General features: G+C 55.4%; 11 protein-coding genes, 1 rRNA gene and 4 other annotated features. Of the genes, 8 read left to right on the top strand and 4 right to left on the bottom strand.

Going from position 1 to position 19,111, the window contains the following annotated elements:
- Positions 1-109: a sequence feature (23S ribosomal RNA rRNA prediction is too short), on the top strand.
- Positions 110-125: 16 nt separating this feature from the next.
- Positions 126-566, top strand: a sequence feature (23S ribosomal RNA rRNA prediction is too short).
- Positions 567-577: 11 nt separating this feature from the next.
- Positions 578-1,337 (top strand) — a sequence feature (23S ribosomal RNA rRNA prediction is too short).
- Between the two features lies 1 nt (position 1,338).
- Positions 1,339-2,211: a sequence feature (23S ribosomal RNA rRNA prediction is too short), on the top strand.
- A gap of 78 nt (positions 2,212-2,289) precedes the next feature.
- From rrf to aceK, 5 genes are all read left to right on the top strand, one after another.
- Positions 2,290-2,405, top strand: a 5S ribosomal RNA gene (gene rrf / locus L462_RS03455).
- A gap of 178 nt (positions 2,406-2,583) precedes the next feature.
- Positions 2,584-3,513 (top strand): homoserine O-acetyltransferase MetA, encoded by a 930-nt coding sequence (gene metA, locus L462_RS03450; RefSeq protein WP_014168174.1) that lies wholly within the window; start codon positions 2,584-2,586, stop codon positions 3,511-3,513.
- Positions 3,514-3,783: 270 nt separating this feature from the next.
- Complete coding sequence (gene aceB, locus L462_RS03445; RefSeq protein ID WP_032679372.1) at positions 3,784-5,385, top strand: malate synthase A; 1,602 nt, start codon at positions 3,784-3,786, stop codon at positions 5,383-5,385.
- Between the two features lie 31 nt (positions 5,386-5,416).
- Positions 5,417-6,721 (top strand): isocitrate lyase, encoded by a 1,305-nt coding sequence (gene aceA / locus L462_RS03440; protein ID WP_032679373.1) that lies wholly within the window; start codon positions 5,417-5,419, stop codon positions 6,719-6,721.
- 88 nt (positions 6,722-6,809) lie between these two features.
- Complete coding sequence (gene aceK / locus L462_RS03435; protein WP_020882863.1) at positions 6,810-8,537, top strand: bifunctional isocitrate dehydrogenase kinase/phosphatase; 1,728 nt, start codon at positions 6,810-6,812, stop codon at positions 8,535-8,537.
- Positions 8,538-8,580: 43 nt separating this feature from the next.
- On the opposite strand, the gene iclR is transcribed toward aceK, so the two are convergent.
- Positions 8,581-9,408, bottom strand: a complete 828-nt coding sequence (iclR, locus tag L462_RS03430; protein ID WP_020882862.1) for a glyoxylate bypass operon transcriptional repressor IclR — start codon at positions 9,406-9,408, stop codon at positions 8,581-8,583.
- A gap of 194 nt (positions 9,409-9,602) precedes the next feature.
- On the opposite strand from iclR, the gene metH reads away from it, so the two are divergent.
- From metH to rluF, 3 genes are all read left to right on the top strand, one after another.
- Entirely contained in the window at positions 9,603-13,286 is a 3,684-nt protein-coding gene (metH, locus tag L462_RS03425) for a methionine synthase (RefSeq protein WP_032679374.1), read from the top strand.
- A gap of 114 nt (positions 13,287-13,400) precedes the next feature.
- Positions 13,401-15,032 (top strand): Na/Pi cotransporter family protein, encoded by a 1,632-nt coding sequence (locus tag L462_RS03420; protein WP_020882860.1) that lies wholly within the window; start codon positions 13,401-13,403, stop codon positions 15,030-15,032.
- 134 nt (positions 15,033-15,166) lie between these two features.
- A complete protein-coding gene (rluF, locus tag L462_RS03415) occupies positions 15,167-16,036 on the top strand; it encodes a 23S rRNA pseudouridine(2604) synthase RluF (RefSeq protein ID WP_025206405.1) in 870 nt (289 codons plus the stop codon).
- On the opposite strand, the gene L462_RS03410 is transcribed toward rluF, so the two are convergent.
- The 3 genes from L462_RS03410 to lysC form a co-directional block, all read right to left on the bottom strand.
- On the bottom strand, positions 16,037-16,309 hold the full coding sequence (locus L462_RS03410) for a YjbD family protein (protein ID WP_014168182.1): 273 nt from the start codon (positions 16,307-16,309) through the stop codon (positions 16,037-16,039).
- A gap of 50 nt (positions 16,310-16,359) precedes the next feature.
- Positions 16,360-17,304: a ketopantoate/pantoate/pantothenate transporter PanS gene (gene panS / locus L462_RS03405; RefSeq protein WP_032679375.1), complete on the bottom strand. Its 945-nt coding sequence runs from the start codon at positions 17,302-17,304 to the stop codon at positions 16,360-16,362.
- 92 nt (positions 17,305-17,396) lie between these two features.
- Positions 17,397-18,746 (bottom strand): lysine-sensitive aspartokinase 3, encoded by a 1,350-nt coding sequence (gene lysC / locus L462_RS03400; protein WP_014168184.1) that lies wholly within the window; start codon positions 18,744-18,746, stop codon positions 17,397-17,399.
- Positions 18,747-19,111 lie beyond the last annotated feature (365 nt).

The following is a 19,111-nucleotide window of genomic DNA, read 5'->3' on the forward strand; positions in this document are numbered from 1 at the left end:
ATCTAGCCATGGGCAGGTTGAAGGTTGGGTAACACTAACTGGAGGACCGAACCGACTAATGTTGAAAAATTAGCGGATGACTTGTGGCTGGGGGTGAAAGGCCAATCAAACCGGGAGATAGCTGGTTCTCCCCGAAAGCTATTTAGGTAGCGCCTCGTGAACTCATCTTCGGGGGTAGAGCACTGTTTCGGCTAGGGGGCCATCCCGGCTTACCAACCCGATGCAAACTACGAATACCGAAGAATGTTATCACGGGAGACACACGGCGGGTGCTAACGTCCGTCGTGAAGAGGGAAACAACCCAGACCGCCAGCTAAGGTCCCAAAGTCATGGTTAAGTGGGAAACGATGTGGGAAGGCACAGACAGCCAGGATGTTGGCTTAGAAGCAGCCATCATTTAAAGAAAGCGTAATAGCTCACTGGTCGAGTCGGCCTGCGCGGAAGATGTAACGGGGCTAAACCATGCACCGAAGCTGCGGCAGCGACGCTTATGCGTTGTTGGGTAGGGGAGCGTTCTGTAAGCCGTTGAAGGTGTCCTGTGAGGGGTGCTGGAGGTATCAGAAGTGCGAATGCTGACATAAGTAACGATAAAGCGGGTGAAAAGCCCGCTCGCCGGAAGACCAAGGGTTCCTGTCCAACGTTAATCGGGGCAGGGTGAGTCGACCCCTAAGGCGAGGCCGAAAGGCGTAGTCGATGGGAAACAGGTTAATATTCCTGTACTTGGTGTTACTGCGAAGGGGGGACGGAGAAGGCTATGTTAGCCGGGCGACGGTTGTCCCGGTTTAAGCATGTAGGCGGAGGTTCCAGGTAAATCCGGTTCCTTGTTAACGCTGAGGTGTGATGACGAGGCACTACGGTGCTGAAGTAACAAATGCCCTGCTTCCAGGAAAAGCCTCTAAGCATCAGGTAACACGAAATCGTACCCCAAACCGACACAGGTGGTCAGGTAGAGAATACCAAGGCGCTTGAGAGAACTCGGGTGAAGGAACTAGGCAAAATGGTGCCGTAACTTCGGGAGAAGGCACGCTGATATGTAGGTGAAGTCCCTGCGGATGGAGCTGAAATCAGTCGAAGATACCAGCTGGCTGCAACTGTTTATTAAAAACACAGCACTGTGCAAACACGAAAGTGGACGTATACGGTGTGACGCCTGCCCGGTGCCGGAAGGTTAATTGATGGGGTTAGCGGTAACGCGAAGCTCTTGATCGAAGCCCCGGTAAACGGCGGCCGTAACTATAACGGTCCTAAGGTAGCGAAATTCCTTGTCGGGTAAGTTCCGACCTGCACGAATGGCGTAATGATGGCCAGGCTGTCTCCACCCGAGACTCAGTGAAATTGAACTCGCTGTGAAGATGCAGTGTACCCGCGGCAAGACGGAAAGACCCCGTGAACCTTTACTATAGCTTGACACTGAACACTGGTCCTTGATGTGTAGGATAGGTGGGAGGCTTTGAAGCGTGGACGCCAGTCTGCGTGGAGCCAACCTTGAAATACCACCCTTTAATGGCTGGTGTTCTAACGTAGACCCGTGATCCGGGTTGCGGACAGTGTCTGGTGGGTAGTTTGACTGGGGCGGTCTCCTCCCAAAGAGTAACGGAGGAGCACGAAGGTTAGCTAATCCTGGTCGGACATCAGGAGGTTAGTGCAATGGCATAAGCTAGCTTGACTGCGAGAGTGACGGCTCGAGCAGGTGCGAAAGCAGGTCATAGTGATCCGGTGGTTCTGAATGGAAGGGCCATCGCTCAACGGATAAAAGGTACTCCGGGGATAACAGGCTGATACCGCCCAAGAGTTCATATCGACGGCGGTGTTTGGCACCTCGATGTCGGCTCATCACATCCTGGGGCTGAAGTAGGTCCCAAGGGTATGGCTGTTCGCCATTTAAAGTGGTACGCGAGCTGGGTTTAGAACGTCGTGAGACAGTTCGGTCCCTATCTGCCGTGGGCGCTGGAGAATTGAGGGGGGCTGCTCCTAGTACGAGAGGACCGGAGTGGACGCATCACTGGTGTTCGGGTTGTCATGCCAATGGCACTGCCCGGTAGCTAAATGCGGAAGAGATAAGTGCTGAAAGCATCTAAGCACGAAACTTGCCCCGAGATGAGTTCTCCCTGAGACTTTAAGTCTCCTGAAGGAACGTTGAAGACTACGACGTTGATAGGTCGGGTGTGTAAGCGCAGCGATGCGTTGAGCTAACCGATACTAATGAACCGTGAGGCTTAACCTTACAACGCCGAAGGTGTTTTGGCGTGAGAGAGACGATTTTCAGCTGATACAGATTAACAGAATTTGCCTGGCGGCTTTAGCGCGGTGGTCCCACCTGACCCCATGCCGAACTCAGAAGTGAAACGCCGTAGCGCCGATGGTAGTGTGGGGTCTCCCCATGCGAGAGTAGGGAACTGCCAGGCATCAATTAAAAAAACCCCGTACCGTATGGTGCGGGGTTTTTTGCTTTTTGGGCTTCTTACTTCCTCCTTGAAACTTTCTCACCTTCCGCTTGCAGACTCGACATTCAGCCTGTTTCTGGGTATCGTTAGCTGTCTGGATGTCTAAACGTTTATACGTATGCTGTGAGGATATGAGGTTATGCCGATTCGGGTGCAGGACGAGCTACCAGCCGTCAATTTCTTACGTGATGAAAACGTCTTTGTGATGACGACTTCACGCGCTACAGGTCAGGAAATTCGCCCACTGAAGGTGCTTATTCTCAATCTGATGCCGAAAAAGATCGAAACAGAGAACCAGTTCCTGCGTTTGCTTTCGAACTCGCCGCTGCAGGTTGATATCCAGCTGCTGCGAATCGATGCCCGTGAGTCGCGAAATACGCCTTCAGAGCATCTGAATAATTTTTACTGTAACTTCGACGACATTCGCGACGAAAACTTCGACGGGCTGATTGTGACCGGTGCACCGCTGGGCCTGGTCGAATTTAATGATGTTGCCTACTGGCCGCAGATCAAACAGGTACTGGAGTGGGCTAAAGATCACGTCACGTCCACGCTGTTTGTTTGTTGGGCGGTGCAAGCCGCCCTGAATATCCTCTATGGGATCCCCAAACAAACCCGCACTGAGAAGCTTTCAGGTGTTTACGAGCACCACCTTGTCCAACCTCACGCCCTGTTGACGCGCGGGTTCGATGACTCCTTCCTGGCCCCACACTCGCGCTACGCCGATTTCCCGGCACAGCTGATTCGTGATTACACCGATCTCGATATCCTGGCCGAAACCGAAGACGGGGATGCTTACCTGTTTGCCAGTAAAGACAAGCGCATTGCCTTTGTTACCGGCCATCCTGAGTACGATCCGAACACCCTCGCGTCGGAGTATTTCCGTGACGTTGAAGCCGGTCTGAATCCGGACGTTCCGTACAACTATTTCCCCAAAAACGATCCACAGAACAAACCGAGAGCCACCTGGCGTAGCCACGGGAATTTGCTGTTTACGAACTGGCTCAACTATTACGTCTACCAGATCACGCCATACGATCTGCGCCACATGAATCCAACGCTGGAGTAATCTTCTGCACTAAACGATCCTAAAGCGTTTCAGCTATTCACATCAGGCACCTTCGGGTGCCTTTTTCATTTCCGAAATGTCACTCAACAAACAATAAAACTTTAATTTCATATTAATCAATGCGTTAAATGCATTTAATAATTAAAATGGAAATTGTTTTTGATTTTGGAAAAAATATAGATAGTCTTAATTCTGCTGAGCGAAAACTACACAACGATCTTTCGTTCGCATCGGGGGCGTGATTTTGGATCTTTGATGAGGAGCAGAGTAATGACTCAACAGGCAACGACGGTCGATGAACTGGCCTTTACCCAGCCGCATGGCGAGCAAGAACAGCAAATTTTGACAGCAGACGTTGTCGAATTCCTGACCGAACTGGTGACCCGCTTTACGCCAGCGCGCAATAAGCTGCTGGCGGCACGCATTCATCAGCAGCAGGAAATTGATGATGGCAAGTTGCCTGGGTTTATTTCGGAAACCGCTTCCATTCGCCGTGGTGAGTGGAAAATCCGCGGCATTCCGGATGATTTACAGGATCGGCGCGTCGAAATCACCGGCCCGGTGGAGCGCAAAATGGTGATCAACGCCATGAACGCGAACGTAAAAGTCTTTATGGCAGATTTTGAGGACTCACTGGCGCCGGACTGGCATAAGGTTATCGACGGGCAAATCAATCTGCGCGATGCCGTAAATGGCACCATCAGCTATACCAACGAAGCCGGCAAAATCTATCAACTGAAACCCAATCCGGCGGTTCTGATCTGTCGCGTACGTGGACTGCATCTGCCTGAAAAGCATGTCACCTGGCGTGGCGAAGCCATTCCGGGCAGTCTGTTTGACTTCGCCCTCTATTTCTTCCACAACCACAAGAATCTGCTGGCAAAAGGCAGCGGCCCCTATTTCTATCTGCCGAAAACACAGGCCTGGCAGGAAGCGGCCTGGTGGAGTGAAGTGTTTAGCTTCACGGAAGATCGTTTCAACCTGCCGCGCGGCACCATTAAAGCCACCCTGCTGATTGAAACGCTACCTGCCGTGTTCCAGATGAACGAAATTCTGCATGCGCTGCGCGACCATATTGTTGGGCTGAACTGTGGACGCTGGGATTACATCTTCAGCTACATCAAAACCCTGAAAAATCATCCCGATCGTGTACTGCCGGATCGCCAGGTTGTCACCATGGATAAACCGTTCCTGAGTGCCTACTCACGCCTGTTGATTAAGACCTGCCACAAGCGTGGGGCCTTTGCGATGGGGGGAATGGCAGCATTTATCCCAAGCAAAGATGCTGAACGTAACAATCAGGTGCTCAACAAGGTGAAAGCCGATAAAGAGCTTGAAGCACGAAATGGCCATGACGGAACGTGGATCGCGCATCCGGGTCTGGCGGATACGGCAATGGACGTCTTCAACCGCGTACTTGGTGAGAACAAAAACCAGCTGTTTGTGACGCGTGATGAGGATGCCCCAACGGCTGAAGAACACCTGCTGGCACCGTGTGCGGGCGAGCGTACGGAAGAGGGCATGCGCGCCAATATCCGCGTAGCCGTCCAGTACATTGAAGCGTGGATCTCCGGTAACGGCTGCGTGCCGATCTACGGCCTGATGGAAGATGCCGCTACCGCCGAAATCTCTCGCACCTCAATCTGGCAGTGGATCCACCATCAAAAAACGCTCAGCAACGGCAAGCCGGTGACCAAATCCCTGTTCCGTCAGATGCTGGCTGAAGAGATGCGGGTGATCCAGGACGAACTGGGTGAACACCGCTTCAGCAGCGGACGTTTTGATGACGCCGCACGCCTGATGGAGCAAATCACCACATCCGATGACTTAATCGACTTCCTGACCCTGCCGGGCTACCGCTTCCTGGCGTAATTCACCCCACAACAATATGGAGCATCTGCACATGAAAACCCGTACCCAACAAATCGAAGAATTGAAGAAAGAGTGGACCCAACCTCGCTGGGAAGGCATCCGCCGCCCGTATAGCGCGGAAGAGGTGGTGAAATTGCGTGGCTCGGTCAATCCGGAATGTACCCTGGCGCAGCGCGGCGCGGCGAAAATGTGGGAGCTGCTGCACGGCGGTGCCAAAAAAGGTTACATCAATAGCCTCGGCGCGCTGACTGGCGGCCAGGCCCTGCAGCAGGCGAAAGCCGGCATCGAAGCCATCTATCTTTCCGGCTGGCAAGTTGCGGCGGACGCCAACCTGGCCTCCAGCATGTATCCGGATCAGTCGCTCTATCCGGCAAACTCGGTACCAACCGTGGTGGATCGGATCAACAACACCTTCCGCCGTGCGGATCAGATCCAGTGGGCGACAGGCATTGAGCCAAACGATCCGCGTTTTATTGACTATTTCCTGCCGATCGTCGCGGATGCGGAAGCGGGATTCGGCGGCGTGCTGAACGCCTTTGAGCTGATGAAATCGATGATTGAGGCCGGTGCAGCGGCCGTTCACTTCGAAGACCAGCTGGCGTCAGTGAAGAAATGCGGACACATGGGCGGGAAAGTCCTTGTCCCAACCCAGGAAGCGATTCAGAAGCTGGTTGCGGCGCGTCTGGCGGCTGACGTGCTCGGCGTACCTACGCTGGTGATTGCCCGTACCGATGCGGATGCGGCTGACCTGATCACCTCTGACTGCGATCCTTACGACAGCGAGTTCATTACCGGTGAACGCACCAGCGAAGGGTTTTATCGTACCCATGCTGGCATTGAACAGGCGATCAGCCGTGGGCTGGCATATGCACCGTATGCGGACCTGGTCTGGTGCGAAACCTCCACGCCGGACCTGGCGCTGGCAAAACGCTTTGCCGATGCTATCCACGCCAAATATCCAGGCAAACTGCTGGCCTATAACTGCTCGCCGTCCTTCAACTGGCAGAAGAAACTGGACGATAAAACCATCGCCAGCTTCCAGCAGCAGCTGTCCGACATGGGCTACAAATATCAGTTCATCACGCTGGCTGGCATTCACAGCATGTGGTTCAACATGTTCGACCTGGCGCATGCCTACGCGCAGGGTGAAGGCATGAAGCATTACGTTGAGAAGGTGCAGCAGCCGGAATTTGCTGCCGGTAAAGAGGGCTATACCTTCGTTTCGCATCAGCAGGAGGTCGGGACCGGTTACTTCGATAACGTGACCACTATCATCCAGGGGGGCACCTCCTCCGTCACCGCCTTAACGGGATCGACGGAAGAAGCCCAGTTCTGAGCCGTGTAACGCCCGGTGGCACGCTACCGGGCCTGTGAACATACTCCCTCTCCCGTCGGGAGGGGGCCGGGGTGAGGGAGCATGAACAATGTCGCGTGGTCTGGAATTACTGATTGCCCAAACTATTCTGCAGGGCTTCGATGCCCAGTACGGACGTTTCCTGGAAGTCACATCCGGCGCGCAGCAGCGTTTTGAGCACGCCGACTGGCATGCGGTTCAGCAGGCCATGAAGCAGCGAATCCACCTTTACGACCACCATGTGGGTCTGGTAGTGGAGCAGTTGCGCTGCATTACCGACGGCAAAATCCCTGACGCGGAGTTTTTACTGCGCGTGAAGGAGCATTACACCCATCTGTTACCTGATTACCCGCGCTTCGAGATTGCGGAGAGCTTTTTCAACTCCGTCTATTGCCGGTTATTTGACCACCGCTCATTATCTCCTGAGCGGTTATTTATCTTTAGCTCTCAGCCGGAACGCCGCTTTCGCACTATTCCGCGTCCGCTGGCGAAGGATTTCTTTCCCGATCGCGGCTGGGAAAAACTCCTGCATCGCGTATTAACGGATTTGCCGCTGCGTTTGCCCTGGGAGAATAAAACCCGTGATATCGGCTATATCTCTGCGCATCTCAAGGAGACCTTCGGCGAAGAGGTGCTCGGGCAAAGCCATTTGCAGGTTGCCAATGAGCTTTTTTACCGTAATAAGGCCGCCTGGCTGGTCGGTAAACTGATGACACCGTCGGCCATTGTGCCGTTTCTGTTACCCATCCATCGTACCGATGACGGTGAACTGTTTGTTGATACCTGCCTGACAACCAGCGCCGAGGCCAGCATTGTCTTTGGTTTCGCCCGCTCCTACTTTATGGTGTATGCCCCGCTGCCTGCTGCTCTGGTGGAGTGGTTGCGCGAGATCCTCCCGGGGAAAACCACCGCCGAGCTGTACATGGCCATTGGCTGTCAGAAGCACGCCAAGACGGAAAGCTATCGGGAATATCTGCGCTATGTCACCACGGCAGATGAGCAATTTATCGAAGCCCCCGGTATTCGCGGCATGGTGATGCTGGTCTTTACCCTGCCGGGTTTTGATCGGGTATTTAAGGTCATCAAAGATACGTTCGCGCCGCAGAAGGAGATGACCGCTGCTCACGTCCGCGCCTGCTACCAGCTGGTTAAAGAGCACGATCGCGTCGGGCGAATGGCGGACACCCAGGAGTTCGAGAACTTTGTGCTGGATAAGCAGCAGATCGATCCGGCATTAATGGCGTTATTACTGCAGGAAGCGCCGGCGAAAATCACCGATCTGGGTGACAAAATTGCCATCAGCCATCTCTATATCGAACGCCGCATGATCCCACTCAATATCTGGCTGGAGCAGTCCGAAGGTCAGGCACTGCGTGATGCCATTGAAGAATACGGCAACGCTATCCGTCAGCTTGCCGCCGCGAATATCTTCCCGGGTGACATGCTGTTTAAAAACTTCGGGGTCACCCGTCACGGGCGGGTGGTGTTCTACGATTATGATGAAATTTGCTATATGACTGAGGTGAATTTCCGCGATATACCGCAGCCCCGCTATCCGGAAGATGAACTGTCCGGCGAGCCGTGGTACAGCATCTCACCGGGAGATGTCTTTCCTGAGGAGTTTCGCCACTGGCTGTGCGCTGACCCGCGCATCAGGCCACTGTTTGAAGAGATGCATGATGACCTGTTCCGCGCCAGCTACTGGCGGGGCCTGCAGACGCGCATCAAGAATGGGCATGTGGAAGATGTGTATGCCTATCGCCGCAAACAACGGTTTTGCATCCGATATGCGGTGTAATGCCCCCTCTCCCGACGGGAGAGGGATTCAGGTGCACCCGATGTTATCGAATCCCGCCATATGCCAGCGTGACCTCTTTCGCCGCCTTAATCACCAGCGCACCTAACTCCGTGACGCGGTCATCGGTCATACGGGAAATCGGTCCGGAGATCGAAATGGCGGCAAACGGCTCGCGGTGCTCGTCAAAGATGCAGGCTGCAATACAGCGCAGGCCTAACGCATGCTCCTCGTCATCAAACGAATAGCCGCGCTTGCGGGTCAGGGCCAGATCTTCTTTCAGATGTACCGGTGAGACCAGCGTGGCGTGGGTGTAGGCGTGCAGCCCTTTCCGGTGCAGCAGCCCGGTGACCTGCTCTTCGCTGAGCTGCGACAGAAACGCTTTCCCCGCCCCGGAGGCATGCATCGGCAGCTTGCCGCCAATTGGTGCCGACATACGCATTAGCTGGGTGCACTGTACCTGGTCGATGATAATGGCCTGATGGTCGCTCTGGTCGAGCACGGCCAGGTTTACCGTCTCGCCGGAATCTTCCATCAGTTTACGCAGAATAGGGTGCACAATCGCCAGCAGGTTGCGACTCTGCAGGAAGCTGCTGCCGACGATAAACGCATGTGCGCCCACCGCCCAGTGTCCCAGCTCGCCCACCTGGCGCACAAAGCCCAGCTGCTGCATCGTGGTCAACAGTCGATGGGTCGTTGAGTTCGGCAGGCCAGCCTGCTGTGCCAGCTCTGTCAGGGCCACGCTGCTGTGCGACTCGGCTATCCATTCCAGCAGCTTCAAACCGCGCGTGAGCGATTGAACCTGTCCGCCCTGAGAGGCGGCGGTGGTGGCAGCAGGTTTTCTGCCGCGTTTAGCGGGAACGGTCGTGACCATGACGAACTCCTTTTTCTGTATCGTGGAAATCATTTTCGTTTTATTTGGTGATTTTGCAACCGTTATCCTGACTGATCGGATGAGTGATAGTGAACATGTCTCATGTTACCGCTGTGTGACTTTTACACCCTGCGAGATTGTGCCAGTATGGACTGCTGGCCTTTTGGCCTGGTTGAGCGTTGTCGGGAGCAAGTGTGAGCAGCAAAGTAGAGCAACTGCGTGCGCAGTTAAATAAACGAATTCTGGTGCTGGACGGCGGCATGGGTACCATGATCCAGAGCTATCGTCTGAGTGAAGACGATTTCCGCGGCGAGCGTTTCGCCGACTGGCCATGCGACCTCAAAGGTAACAACGACCTTCTGGTGCTCAGCAAACCACAGGTCATTTCGGCGATCCACAACGCGTATTTCGAGGCGGGTGCGGATATCGTCGAAACCAACACCTTTAACTCGACAACCATCGCCATGGCGGATTACCAGATGGAATCCCTGTCGGCGGAGATAAACCTTGCCGCGGCAAAGCTGGCCCGCGCCTGCGCTGATGAATGGACAGCCCGTACGCCGGACAAACCGCGCTACGTGGCCGGGGTGCTTGGCCCGACCAACCGTACCGCGTCGATTTCACCCGATGTGAACGACCCGGCCTTTCGTAACATCAGCTTTGATCAGCTGGTGGCGGCATATCGTGAATCGACCAAAGCGCTGGTGGAAGGCGGTTCCGATCTGATCCTGATTGAAACGGTATTCGACACCCTCAATGCCAAAGCCGCGATTTACGCGGTGAAAGAGGAGTTCGAGGCGCTGGGCGTCGACCTGCCGATCATGATTTCCGGTACCATCACCGACGCCTCTGGTCGTACCCTCTCCGGCCAGACCACAGAAGCTTTTTACAACTCCCTGCGTCACGCTGAAGCGCTCTCTTTCGGCCTGAACTGCGCGCTGGGTCCTGATGAGCTGCGCCAGTATGTGCAGGAACTTTCGCGCATCGCTGAATGCTATGTCACCGCACACCCGAACGCCGGTCTGCCGAATGCCTTTGGTGAATACGATCTGGATGCAGACACCATGGCGGCGCAAATCCGCGAGTGGGCCGAATCCGGTTTTCTGAATATCGTCGGTGGTTGCTGCGGTACCACGCCAGAGCATATTGCCGCGATGAGCAATGCGGTGGCGGGTCTGCCGCCGCGTCAACTGCCTACGCTGCCGGTTGCCTGCCGTTTGGCCGGCCTTGAGCCGTTGACCATCGGTGACGACAGCCTGTTTGTGAACGTCGGGGAGCGGACTAACGTGACCGGTTCGGCGAAATTCAAACGGCTGATTAAAGAAGAGAAGTACAGTGAAGCGCTGGACGTGGCCCGCCAGCAGGTTGAGAGCGGCGCCCAGATCATCGACATCAATATGGATGAGGGGATGCTCGACGCCGAAGCGGCGATGGTGCGCTTCCTCAACCTGATTGCCGGCGAGCCGGACATTGCCCGGGTGCCGATCATGATTGACTCCTCTAAGTGGGAAGTCATCGAGAAAGGGCTGAAGTGTATTCAGGGTAAAGGCATTGTTAACTCCATCTCGATGAAAGAAGGCGTTGATACCTTTATCCACCATGCGAAGATGGTGCGCCGTTATGGTGCCGCCGTGGTGGTGATGGCCTTCGATGAAATGGGCCAGGCCGATACCCGTGCGCGCAAAATTGAGATTTGTCGCCGCGCATACAAAATTCTGACCGAAGAGGTGGGCTTCCCGCCGGAAGACATCATCTTCGACCCCAACATCTTCGCGGTTGCCACCGGCATTGAAGAGCACAATAACTACGCGCAGGACTTTATCGGCGCGTGTGAAGACATCAAACGCGAGCTGCCGCATGCGCTGATCTCCGGCGGCGTATCGAACGTGTCATTCTCCTTCCGCGGTAACGATCCGGTGCGTGAAGCTATCCACGCCGTGTTCCTCTATTACGCTATCCGTAACGGTATGGACATGGGGATCGTTAACGCCGGACAGCTGGCCATTTACGACGACCTGCCGGCGGAACTGCGCGACGCCGTAGAAGACGTGATCCTCAACCGGCGTGATGACGCCACCGAGCGCATGCTGGATCTGGCCGAGAAATACCGCGGCAGTAAATCCGATGCATCGGTAAATATTCAGCAGGCGGAGTGGCGTGCCTGGGACGTGAAAAAACGTCTGGAATACTCACTCGTTAAAGGAATTACCGAGTTTATTGAACAGGACACCGAAGAAGCACGTCAGCAATCCACGCGCCCGATTGAAGTGATCGAAGGGCCGTTGATGGACGGCATGAACGTGGTCGGCGATCTGTTTGGCGAAGGCAAAATGTTCCTGCCGCAGGTGGTGAAATCCGCACGCGTCATGAAGCAGGCGGTGGCCTATCTCGAACCCTTTATCGAAGCCAGCAAAGAGAAAGGCTCCAGCAACGGTAAAATGGTGATCGCCACCGTGAAGGGCGACGTGCATGACATCGGTAAGAACATTGTGGGCGTCGTACTGCAGTGTAATAACTACGAGATTATCGATCTTGGCGTGATGGTGCCGGCGGATAAAATCCTCAAAACTGCGCGCGAAGTGAATGCTGACCTGATTGGACTCTCCGGGCTGATTACCCCGTCGCTGGACGAGATGGTCAACGTGGCGAAAGAGATGGAGCGTCAGGGCTTTACCATTCCACTGCTGATTGGCGGGGCGACAACGTCCAAAGCGCACACGGCGGTGAAAATCGAGCAGAACTACAGTGGCCCGACGGTTTATGTGCAAAACGCCTCGCGTACCGTGGGCGTCGTGTCGGCATTGTTGTCTGCCACCCAGCGCGATGATTTTGTCGAGCGTACCCGCAAAGAGTACGAGACCGTGCGTATTCAGCATGGCCGTAAGAAACCGCGGACGCCGCCGGTGACACTCCAGGCCGCACGCGATAACGATCTGGCGTTTGACTGGGCCAGCTATACGCCCCCTGTGGCGCATCGTTTGGGCGTTCAGGACGTCACTGCCAGCATCGAGACGCTGCGTAACTACATCGACTGGACACCGTTCTTCATGACCTGGTCACTGGCGGGCAAATATCCCCGCATCCTTGAAGATGAGGTGGTCGGGGAAGAAGCCAAACGCCTGTTCAACGACGCCAACGAAATGCTTGACCAGTTGAGTGCGCAGAAAAGCCTCAACCCGCGCGGCGTGGTGGGCCTGTTCCCGGCGAACCGTGTGGGCGACGACATCGAAATTTATCGCGACGAGACCCGCACGCACGTGCTGGCAGTAAGTCGCCATCTGCGCCAGCAAACCGAGAAAGTGGGCTTTGCTAACTACTGCCTGGCCGATTTCGTTGCACCGAAGCTTTCCGGGAAAGCGGATTATATCGGGGCGTTTGCCGTGACCGGGGGTCTTGAGGAAGATGCGCTGGCGGAGGCGTTCGACGCACAGCACGATGATTACAATAAAATCATGGTGAAAGCGATTGCCGATCGTCTGGCGGAAGCCTTCGCAGAGTATCTCCACGAGCGCGTGCGCAAGGTACACTGGGGCTACGCGGCCAATGAGAACCTCAGCAACGAGGAGCTGATCCGCGAAAACTACCAGGGGATTCGTCCGGCTCCGGGCTATCCAGCCTGCCCGGAACACACCGAAAAGGGCACTATCTGGACATTGCTGGATGTAGAAGCCCATACCGGCATGAAGCTTACCGAGTCTTTCGCCATGTGGCCTGGGGCATCGGTGTCCGGCTGGTATTTCAGCCATCCCGACAGCAAATACTTCGCCGTCGCGCAGCTGCAGCGCGATCAGATTGAAGATTACGCCCTTCGCAAAGGCATGAGTGTCTCAGAGGTTGAACGCTGGCTGGCACCCAATTTAGGCTACGACGCTGACTAACGTCACTTTTCCTTACAACAAACAGGGCGCTCATTGGGCGCCCTGTCTCTTTCTTACGTTTAAACCCTTATACTGAATCATAAAAACGTAGAACGATAAGGAGGAGAACCTTCCGTGCTGACCCTGTTACACTTGCTTTCCGCAGTAGCACTGCTGGTATGGGGCACGCATATTGTCCGTACCGGCGTTATGCGCGTCTTTGGCGCGCGCTTACGCACCGTTCTCAGCAGCAGCGTTGAGAAGAAGCCGCTCGCCTTCTGCGCGGGCATCGGCGTGACGGCACTGGTGCAGAGCAGTAATGCGACGACCCTGCTCGTGACCTCGTTTGTGGCGCAGGATCTGGTGGCGCTGGCACCCGCGCTGGTCATTGTGCTGGGCGCTGACGTGGGGACCGCGCTGATGGCGCGTATCCTCACCTTCGATCTCTCCTGGCTGTCGCCGCTGCTGATTTTTATCGGTGTCATCTTCTTTCTTGGCCGTAAGCAGACGCGTGCCGGACAGCTTGGCCGCGTGGGGATTGGCCTTGGGTTAATCCTGCTGGCGCTGGAGCTGATTGTGCAGGCGGTGACCCCCATCACCGAGGCCAACGGCGTTCAGGTCATCTTTGCCTCGCTGACCGGGGACATCATGCTGGATGCGTTGATCGGCGCGGTATTTGCCATCGTCAGTTACTCCAGCCTGGCCGCTGTGCTGCTGACGGCGACGTTAACCGCCGCGGGGGCGATCTCGTTCCCGGTCGCGCTGTGTCTGGTGATCGGGGCCAACCTTGGATCTGGCCTGCTGGCGATGCTCAATAACAGCGCCGCAAACGCTGCTGCCCGGCGCGTGGCGCTCGGAAGCCTGCTGTTTAAGCTGGTGGGCAGCCTGATTATTCTGCCGTTTGTCTATCCGCTGGCCAACCTGATGGACAATCTCCCGTTACCGAAGGCTGAGCTGGTTATCTATTTCCACGTGTTTTACAACCTGGTGCGTTGTCTGGCGATGGTGCCTTTTGCTGAACCCATGGCCCGCTTCTGCGAACGGCTTATCCGGGATGAACCGGAGCTGGATGCGCGTCTGAAACCTAAGCATCTGGACACTTCCGCGCTGGATACCCCGGCGCTGGCGCTGGCTAATGCCGCGCGCGAGACGCTGCGCATGGGCGATGCCATGGAAACGATGCTTGAAGGGCTGCAAAAGGTCATGCACGGAGAGCCGCGAGAAGAGAAAGAGCTGCGCAGGCTGGCGGACGATATCAACGTGCTCTATACCGCTATCAAGCTCTACCTGGCGCGTATTCCGCAGGATGAACTGGCAGAGGAAGAGTCCCGCCGCTGGGCGGAAATCATCGAAATGTCGCTTAACCTCGAGCAGGCCTCGGATATCGTTGAGCGTATGGGAAGTGAAATTGCTGACAAATCCCTTGCCGCGCGCCGCGCCTTCTCGGTTGAAGGCCTGAAGGAGCTGGAGGCGCTGCACGAGCAGTTGCTGAGCAACCTGAAGCTGGCAATGCTGGTCTTCTTCTCCAGCGACGTACCGAGCGCACGCCGCTTGCGTCGTAACAAACATCGCTTCCGTATCCTCAACCGGCGCTACTCGCACGCCCACGTTGAACGACTGCACCAGCAGAACGTCCAGAGCATTGAAACCAGCTCCCTGCACCTGGGGTTGCTGGGGGACATGAAGCGTCTCAACTCGTTATTCTGCGCGGTCGCTTATAGCGTCATGGAGCAGCCGGATGAAGACGACGATCGAGATGAATATTAATCTCTGAAAGCGCCTTGATAAGGTGGTTAACCACAAAACCAGCAGGTTTACGCCGGGCATGATGCCCGGTAACCGTCGGCTAATCTTTTTACCAGCCCAAACCTAAGGTATATTTCGCCTTTACAGGAGAAACTATGCTGCCAACTCAATCAACACGATTAAACAAATACATTAGCGAGAGCGGGATCTGCTCACGTCGCGAGGCGGACCGTTACATTGAACAGGGTAACGTGTTCCTCAACGGCAAACGCGCCACCATCGGTGACCAGGTCGTCCCCGGTGACGTGGTCAAAGTGAATGGTCAGCTCATTGAACCGCGTGATGCGGAAGACCTGGTATTTATCGCGTTGAATAAGCCGGTTGGCATCGTCAGTACCACGGAAGACGGCGAGCGGGACAACATTGTTGATTTCGTTAATCACAGCAGCCGTATCTTCCCGATTGGCCGCCTTGATAAAGACTCACAGGGGCTGATTTTCCTGACCAACCACGGCGATCTGGTGAACAAAATTCTGCGTGCCGGTAACGACCACGAGAAAGAGTACATCGTTACGGTCAATAAGCCGGTCACGGACGACTTTATCCGCGGTATGGGCGCAGGTGTGCCGATTCTGGGGACCGTCACGAAGAAGTGCAAGGTGAAGAAAGAGGCGCCGTTTGCTTTCCGCATTACCCTTGTGCAGGGCTTAAACCGTCAGATCCGCCGGATGTGCGAGCACTTCGGTTATGACGTGGTGAAGCTCGAACGTACGCGCATTATGAACGTGAGTCTGTCCGGTATTCCACTGGGCGAGTGGCGTGATTTAACGGATGACGAACTGATCGAGCTGTTCAGGCTCATCGAGAATTCATCGTCTGAAGCGAAGCCAAAAACGAAAGCCAAACCGAAAACCCAGGCCATTAAGCGCCCGGTGGTGAAAGCGCCGCCATCAGAAGAGAAAAGCCGCGGCAAGCCTGCGGGCAAACGCTTCGTCCAGCCGGGCCGTAAAAAGAAAGGGCGCTAATTAGCGCCTTCCACGGGGTGAGGTATTGGCTGACCAGGAAAAGGTCGCTTCTTTATCGGGTTTATAAGCCTGCTCTTTTTTCAGCTTGCGGGCTTGTTTCGCCTCAGTTTCACGCTGAGCCATCAATTTATCGATGTACTCTTTTTTAACCTGATTGGTTTCGGCGTTAGTCAGCGTGCGGCCATGGGCGATACGAGCGCGGTCGAGGAGCGTTTTCAGTTCGCGCTGCTCAGCTTCCGTCATGTCTTTCTGGGTCAAACGTGGTGTAGCCATTGCTGAAGCCTCCTGAAGGGGAGGCTCCAGTGTAAAGCAAGCGAAGGAAATTAACCCTGTTTCACTGCATCTTTTTTCGCGGGCTCATTAATGGGTTTGCCTGACCAGTAGCCTGCCAGCAGCGAGCCGGACAGATTATGCCAGACGGAGAACAGCGCACCCGGCAGGGCCGCCAGCGGCGAGAAGTAGATCTTGCCCAGTGCTGCGGCCAGCCCCGAGTTTTGCATCCCCACTTCGATTGCCAGCGTACGACAGGTAGATTCGTCGAAACCAAACAGCTTCCCGCCCCAGTAACCGCCCAAAAGACCAAGGGTGTTATGCAACATCACCGCGATGATCACCACAAAGCCCACTGAGGCAATGTGCGATGCAGAGCCGGCAACCACAGCGCTGATGATAGCCAGAATGCAGACCATCGAGAAGGCAGGCAGGTACGGTTCAACGGCTTTGACCACGCGCGGGAACAGATGGTGAATCACCAGGCCCAGCGCAATCGGGATCACCACAATCTGCAGAATACTGAGCAGCATCCCCATGACGTCTACCTGAATCTGCGCATCCACATACAGACGCGTTAACAGCGGCGTGGCAATCACGCCCACCAGCGTTGAAACGGAAGAGATGGTCACCGAGAGCGCCACATCACCTTTTGCCAGGTAAATCATCACATTGGATGCCGTGCCGCTGGCCACGCTGCCGACCAGCACCATACCGGCGGATAAATCTGGCGGCATTTTAAAGGCCATGGCCAGCAGCCACGCCGCAAGCGGCATGACCAGGTAGTGCAGGAAAATTCCTGCCGCTACGGGGGCCGGGCGCGACAGAACGCGTTTGAAGTCGTCAATTTTCAGGTGTACGCCCATGCCGAGCATAATCAGCATCAGCAGCGTCGTGACCCATGGGCCAATGCCCGTAAAGTGGGTGGGAGTGTAATACGCGAGTACGGAAAGCAGCAGTGCCCACAACGGGAACAGCCGGGTGATGGCGGATAACATAGATAGTCCTTGCAGTATTGTCGTGTTGTTTAGTTATAAAAAAGCCGGGTCTGTGCCCGGCTTATAGGTATTGTTTATCGTGCTAACGAATTTTATTCAAACAAATTCTGATGAAGTTTTTGCACGACCTGCTCGGCCTGATCGGCTGGCACCAGGAAGCAGAGGTTGTAGCTGGAGGCGCCGTAGCAAATCATACGAATGCTGAACGGGTCGAGTACGCCGAAGACCTCTTTGCCCACGCCGCAGGCACGCGACAGCTTGTTGCCGATGATGGCAACCAGCGCCAGATCTTCTTCCACTTCCACGCGGCACAACTCAGAGAGTTCGATCAGCAACGACTGCGTCAGCAGGGTGTCGCCGGTTGACGTGGAGCCGGTGGTGTCCAGCGTCAGCGCGATGCTCACTTCGGATGTGGTGATCAAATCCACGGAGATATTATGGCGCGCGAGGATGCCAAACACTTCCGCCAGGAAACCGCGAGAATGCAGCATATTGTGGCTGTGCAGCGTCACCAGCGTCTGGCGGCGGCGCAGGGCCAGCGCTCGGAACAATGGCGGGTTTTCGGTTTTCTTGCACACCAGCGTACCGCCTGCTTTGGGATCCTTACTGGAGCCAACGAAGACCGGGATATCGCTGCGCACGGCCGGCAACAGCGTCGCCGGGTGCAATACTTTCGCGCCGAAGGTGGCCATTTCGGCCGCCTCTTCAAACGCGATCACATCAATGCGTTTCGCCGCAGAGACCACGCGCGGGTCGGTGGTGTAAATACCCGGCACGTCAGTCCAGATATCCACACGGGTGGCATGCAGCGCTTCGCCGAGCAGGGCTGCCGTATAGTCACTGCCGCCGCGGCCAAGCGTTGTTGTACGGCCTTTGGCTTCGCTACCGATAAAGCCCTGAGTGATCACCATCCCTTCTGCCAGGCGCGGAGCCAGCTGCTGCTGGGTCAGCTCGGCCAGCATTTCAACATCCGGCTCGGCACGGCCAAAGCGATCGCTGGTGCGCATGACTTTGCGCACGTCAAACCACTGGGCATGGACGTTACGCTCGCGGAGGATCTCCACGAACAGCAGCGTGGACATCAGCTCGCCGTGGCTGACCAGTTCATCGGTCAGCGCGGTGGAGGTCGCCAGAGAGGCGGCTTCAGCCAGGGTAGTGATATTTTCCAGCAGGCGTTCCACTTCCTCACGGATCACGTTCGGATTCTGCAGACGTTCAAGGATGTTGAACTGAATTTTGCGCAGTGCGTCCAGCTTAACGAAACGTTCGGTTGCTTCCAGTCCTTCAGACAGAGAAACCAGCAGGTTCGTCACGCCAGCAGAGGCGGAAAGCACCACCAGGCGGGTATTCGGATCGGCCAGCACCACATCGGCGCTGCGGTTCATGGCATCGTAATCGGCCACACTGGTGCCGCCAAATTTGGCGACCACAAAACTCGTCATAACAACCTCGTGTCAGGGAATGAATAAAGCGACCTTGGCACAAGAATGAAACGAGAACAGGTGCAGGCGCAAAATACGGCCCTATAAATAAAATGTGGGGGAGGTCCTGTCAATGCTGGGATTATGCGGATTTTTTATGGGGGGGTACCCCTCAGTAACAGGACTTATAACAGGGCCATATTTTATGCTTCTTTTTACCGCCTTTTGACCGACATTTCGCCGCCCCTGAAGGGCGTTTCAGCAGCTATACTTTTCGGGTCTTTTCACCTGTGTTTGATGCAGGCCAGGGCAATGGCATAAAAACCATCACAATTTTTATTTGCAGGCGCTACAATCGACCGCAGTCACAATTCTCAAATCAGAAG

It is taken from the genome of Enterobacter sp. BIDMC 26, assembly GCF_000534435.1.
Lineage (GTDB): Bacteria > Pseudomonadota > Gammaproteobacteria > Enterobacterales > Enterobacteriaceae > Enterobacter > Enterobacter ludwigii.